The organism is Salipiger mangrovisoli (genome assembly GCF_015223355.1).
Classification (GTDB): Bacteria; Pseudomonadota; Alphaproteobacteria; order Rhodobacterales; family Rhodobacteraceae; genus Salipiger; species Salipiger mangrovisoli.
Window position 1 is genome coordinate 1 of record NZ_JADFFK010000066.1, and the last position, 5,279, is coordinate 5,279.

A 5,279-nucleotide genomic window follows, 5' to 3' on the forward strand; every position below is an offset into this window, starting at 1 on the left:
GGCAGGCTGAAGGTCGTGGGATCGCGGGCCTCGGGCGCGAGAAGCTCGGTCTACATGCGGATCGGTCCGAGCGGCGCTCCCTGGCGCTGCCAGGTGGGGTCGGATGGCAGAAACCCGATCGTTGGCTTCATGGGCTATGGCGGGATGGGCTGAATTCGAATTCAAACCTCAATCGAGTGGCGCTTATGCGGCACTTCGGGGCGGGGTAGGGCATGGTGGGCATGTCCGTACGTCTGCTCAGCGTAGATTGTGTTGAAAAACTCTGCGAACCGAAAAATGACTCGAAATCTTGGAATATTGCCCCCGCAGGCCGCCCCTTGGCAAAACGCATTTGCTCAGGAGGGGCTTCGCGGGAGGTTGTTCTGCTGATCTGCCCGGTCTCTCCCTTTCAGAGACTTTTTCAACAGTATCCGTAGGAAGCGGACTTCGCGGCAAAGCTGATGCGGCTCACTCCACGGGCGCGCCCGGCCCGTAGCTGGCATTCAGTTCCATTTCGTGATGCTGCACCGCAATCTCGCGAAGCGGACGTTCATATTCAACGCAGCATTTCCGGTTGGCGCGCAAGTGTATCTGCGTGACACCTTCGCTTAGACACACGCGCGAGTGAGCCGGAGCGCGAGAATTCATGGTTCAGCTCCGGTTCATTGGCAAAGCACCTGCTCGGGCCTGCGGGTGGTTAAGCCGCACCATAAATCCCCGTGAATCGCGCTAAGAACTTGAAAAGAAAAGTCGGCGACGGCAATCATCGCGTGCCTGCCCGTATGAAGAAGCACTTGGAGCTGCCCTTTGACCTCTAGCGATCACGTCCCACTCGACCGCACATTCTCGCCGCTTCATGCGACAGACAAAGATGCGGAGGAGCACGAACTCATGGCTTTCGTCGGGCGGCGAAAGCCTATCGTCTGGGACACCGTAGAGAGCAACCATCGATCGGTGATCCTTGCCGGAGCGGGTATCGGCAAGACGCACGAGATGTGGAAACGGGCAGATTTGAAGCGCCAAGTGGGCGAGGCCGCATTCTTCATTCGCATCGAAGACATCATCGAAGACTTCGAGCTGGCGTTCGAGGTCGGAAACGCCGAAGATTTTGACGCGTGGCTGGCGTCGTCGGATGAGGCATGGTTCTACCTCGACTCCATCGATGAGGCGCGCATCGATGATCCGAGGGCTTTCGAGAGGGCGATACGCCGCTTCGCCCGCCGCATAAAGTCTGCCCAACATCGGGCGCACGTCGTTATCTCGAGCCGTCCGTACGCCTGGCGTAGCCACACCGACTACGTGATGGTGAAGAAGCATCTACCCTATGCGAAACCGACGAGCGAGGTCGCGCAAACTGGCGATGCAGACGAGCCTGCCAATGAGGTTCGCCATCGCGTGGAAGAGACGTCGACTGCCGATGATGGCTTGAGTGTCTTCGTTCTAAACGACCTCGCGGAAACAGAAATTCGCGTCTTTGCTGAGGCGCGTGGCGTTGATGATGCTGATCGATTGGTCGAGGACATACAGCGACGGAACTTGACCGCAGTTGCCGCGCGACCTTTCGATCTTGAGATTATTATCGAGAAGTGGAAGGAGGATGGTAAACTCGGGAGCCGCTTCGATTTTCTGAACTTTGGGATCAGCAAGAGGCTTTCCGAAAGCGATCCCCACCGGGATAAGAAACAGCCGCTCAATCGAGAAAGGGCGCGAGCGGGCGCGAGAAGTCTGGCCGCGGCCGTTGTCCTGTCTGGGAAATCCGGAATCCGCATCCCGGACGAGCACCCGCGGCAGGACGGAGTAGATGCGGCCGCTGTTCTCGGCGATTGGCATCCAAACGATGTTCACGCGCTGCTCGAGCGTGGGATCTTCGATGACGTCATCTACGGAAAGGTGCGTTTCCGACACCGCGAGGTGCGCGAATTGCTCGCGGCCGAATGGCTGGCGGAGCATCTGAAAACGGGCAGCTCTCGTCGCGCGGTCGAGACTGTGATTTTTCGCGAGAAGTACGGCCACAAGTTCATCGCGCCGCGCCTGAGACCGCTGCTGCCGTGGTTGATCTTGCTTGATGATCGCGTCCGCCAGCGGGCTGTTTCGCTCAGTCCTGAAATAGTCGTGGAAGGGGGAGACGTGTCGCGCCTTCCCGTGGACGAAAGGAAGCGGCTGCTCCACGAAATCGTCGCAAGGATCGCCGCGGATACCGGTTCTCGGTCAGCAAGCGACAATGACGCCATCGCGCGAATAGCCGAGCCCGATCTGTCCAATGACGTCCTTGAGCTCATTAAACAGAATCGGGAGAACGACTCTGCCTTGTTTTACTTGGGAAGATTGGTCTGGCAGGGCGAGATGACAGATTGCGTGGGCCCTTTGGCAGAGATTGCCGTCGATCTCAGGCGCGGCCCGTACGCGAGGATTGCTGCGCTGCGAGCTGTCGCAACGGCTGGAAGCAAAGAGGACTTCGATACGACTTGGGATCGGATCGTCGCCGAGTCTGAACCGATAGACCGCCGTCTGGCGGCGGAGATCGTTAATAACGCAACGTCTAATCATGCGTCCGTTGAACGGCTACTTGCTACGATCGAACGGCTCACGCCGTATGAACGCTTCCAGCCCACCGGATTGTCCGATGCCCTACATCGGTTCGTCGATGGCTTCGACATCGAGAATACCGGAGGTCAGCGAGAGCTTGCGAGACTGATTAAAGGCTTGGATTGCATTCTGGGTCGCGCACCTCACCTCGAAGGCGGCCGTGAACGGATATCCCGAAACCAGAGTTGGCTTCTCAGCGCCGCAGCGCACGCTGTCGAGCGGCTTGTTGGTGTGCGGTCAATGCACGCTCTCGAGGACGATTCTGTCGCCATACTGCATAAAGTCTCCGCCGTTCGCTTTTGGCACGATGTCGATCTCAGCGAGCACGCGACGAGACTTGAGACGGCGGTGCCAGATTGGCCTGAATTGAACGATTCCATCTTCTGGTCAGCCATTGATGCAGAGCGCGCGCACCGGGAAGCGACCGGAGGCGCTCCTGTGACTGATCCGTTCAAGGCACTGATTGATGGTTGCTGTCACTACGAAGGCGAAGATTTCGAACGCGTATTGGCATGGATATCCGAGCGTGGAAACGAAGACGACAAGCTTATTGCGGTCATCTTGGCCTACCGCTTGGTCAGAGAAACAGAGCAGCCTGACGAAAGCTTGGCTAAACTTCGAGACAGCGTCGCGGCTGCCCCCGCGCTGGCAGAACACCTTGAAGGCATGATCAGCTGGAAACCCTCCAAAAAGCAGCAGGCCATGGATGATCAGTTCGAAAAGGCTCGACGCAAACGTCATAGGAAAGACGCGGCGGCGAAAGAGGCGCGTCGCCGGTGGATCGAGAGCCTCAAGGCCGCCCCTACGCTTGCCCGACGTCCGGAAACCGTCGAGCCCGGAGAAATGACGAACAATCAGTACCATCTGATGCAAGCGACCCAGAAAGGCGACAGCTCTCGGTGGCGTGGCGACGACTGGCGCAGCCTAATCAGCACGTTCGGCGAGGAAGTTGCCGCAGAATACAGCAACGCTGCAAAAAGCCATTGGCGTCACTACTCCCCCAAGTTGGCGTCCGAAGGCATCGATACAGCCGGCGTTCCAAACACACTGATATTCGGCCTTGCCGGTCTCGAAATCGAAGCCGAGCAAACCGCTGAATTTCCGAGGCATCTGAGCGATGACGAATTGCGGCTCGCCATCCGCTATGTGCCATGGGAACTGAACGGTTTCCCGACTTGGTCGGAGAAGGCTTTTCGTGATCGCCCTGAAATCGTCAGTCACTTGATGCTGCAAGAACTCGCTTGGGATCTTGGACGGGACGAAGCACCACGATCCTACATGCTTCATGACATAGTATACCACGCGCCGTGGCTGCACTCGCATATCGCGGGTTGGGTCATCGATTGGCTCAATTCGAATACGGTGCGCAACACCGATGTGCTTCGCCAGGCAATTTACATTGCCAAGAGCATAGACGATAGCGACCGCCTCTCGAACCTCGCACGCAGCAAAGTCGAACTTGAATTACCGGTATCCGAGCAAGCCAAGTGGTACGCGCTCTGGGTCGATACTGAAGCAGTATCGGCGATCCCGCAGTTAGAGGACTGGCTCGGCTCGATGCCCGCTGACGAGGCATCGACTGCGGCGCAGCATTTCATCACCGAACTCCTTGGCGATCGTCGCGGCCAGCATCTCGGAACCGGATTCGACAGCTATCGTAAACCGGAACACCTCAAGCGACTTTACACTCTCATGCACCAGCACATTAGGGCGTCCGAGGATATCGAGCGTGCTGGCCGCGGCGCCTATTCTCCGGGGCTACGCGATGACGCCCAGGACGCTCGCAACGGCCTTTTCAACGTCCTCTGCGATATCCCGGGAAAGGCAACCTTCCTGGCGTTGGGGCAGCTGGCCGAGGATCATCCCAACAAGCCCTCGCGTGACTGGATGCTACAATTGGCATCTAAACGGGCAGAGATAGACGGAGACGTCGACGACTGGACGGATGCTCAGATACGTGAGTTCGATGTAGACCAATCGTTGGCGCCTGCAACCAACGCCCAGCTCTTCACTCTTGCCGTACACCGGCTAATCGATATCCGCACTTGGTTGGAGGATAGCAACGACAGCCCCTACCGGACATGGCGGCGCGCAGAGGCGGAAACGGAAGTGCGAAACCTCATCACCGGTCGCCTGAATGACTTGGCGAATGGAAAATACACGTGTGCCCAAGAAAACGAAATGCCGAACTCCCAACGGCCCGATATTTGGTTGCAAGCGCCGGACGTCACCCCCGTTCCGATTGAACTGAAGCTACTGGACAAAGGCTGGACGGGACCGGAACTGTGTGAGCGGCTCCGAAACCAGCTCGCCGGAGACTATCTCCGTGCGAAGGCCGGTGGCCGGGGTATCATGCTTCTGACATGGCAAGGGCGAGTGGCCGATCGCAAGTGGGAAATCGACGGCTGCCGAGTTGATCTGAATGATCTCGAGACCGCATTGCAAGACTACTGGCATTCGATTGCTCGCGATTGGCCGGACATCGACGAGGTCAAGGTCATCGTAATCGACCTCACTCGCCGCGGCCCGCGGTCGAATACCTGAGATTCCATGGATCGCAGCTAACAAGTCCCACCGACAAAGAATGACAGGCGCAGTTGGGGAGGGGCGAAGTTAAAATCATGCAACGGGTTCGGTGTAAACGCTGTCGCCGCCCCACATTGCCGACGGGATCAGCCATTGCGAGTTGATACGCATCCAAAGAGAAGGAGTGC

The 5,279-nt window shown here is 58.0% G+C and carries 1 protein-coding gene; it reads left to right on the forward strand.

The window, feature by feature from the left end:
- The first annotated feature begins 870 nt into the window (after window positions 1–870).
- The gene (locus IQ782_RS29265; RefSeq protein WP_240989671.1) at window positions 871–5,109 is read left to right on the forward strand and encodes an NACHT domain-containing protein; all 4,239 of its coding nucleotides are present in this window, start codon (window positions 871–873) and stop codon (window positions 5,107–5,109) included.
- Window positions 5,110–5,279 lie beyond the last annotated feature (170 nt).